Below are 229 nucleotides of genomic sequence, written 5' to 3'. Positions count from 1 at the left end.
AAAATTTTGAATGCTCGATATGGTTTTTCGTGAAGCAAGTCTAAATGCTTCCTTTTCACATCTTCAGTAACAACCTCACTTTTTCTGATTCGCCCCTGCATATATTCAAGACTTACTTCCTGCACCTTTTTACTATAATGCTTTGATTCTTTTAGAAAGGCCATTCCTAAGGCCCCGGCTACTGCAAGAATAAGTACGAGAAAAGTGATGTCATTTGTTATAGGCATAT

Annotated in this window: 1 protein-coding gene; it reads right to left on the bottom strand. The window is 37.1% G+C overall.

Annotation, left to right across the window (positions count from 1 at the left end):
* A partial coding sequence (locus AOA60_RS32720) for a DUF5392 family protein (RefSeq protein ID WP_178075395.1) occupies positions 1-229 on the bottom strand: 229 nt, incomplete at both ends.

Origin of the sequence: Pseudomonas sp. 2822-17 (assembly GCF_002742485.1) — a bacterium.
Taxonomy (GTDB): domain Bacteria; phylum Pseudomonadota; class Gammaproteobacteria; order Pseudomonadales; family Pseudomonadaceae; genus Aquipseudomonas; species Aquipseudomonas cyclaminis.
Note: the sequence above shows the minus strand (reverse complement) of the source record. Positions and strands in the feature narration are given on the sequence as shown.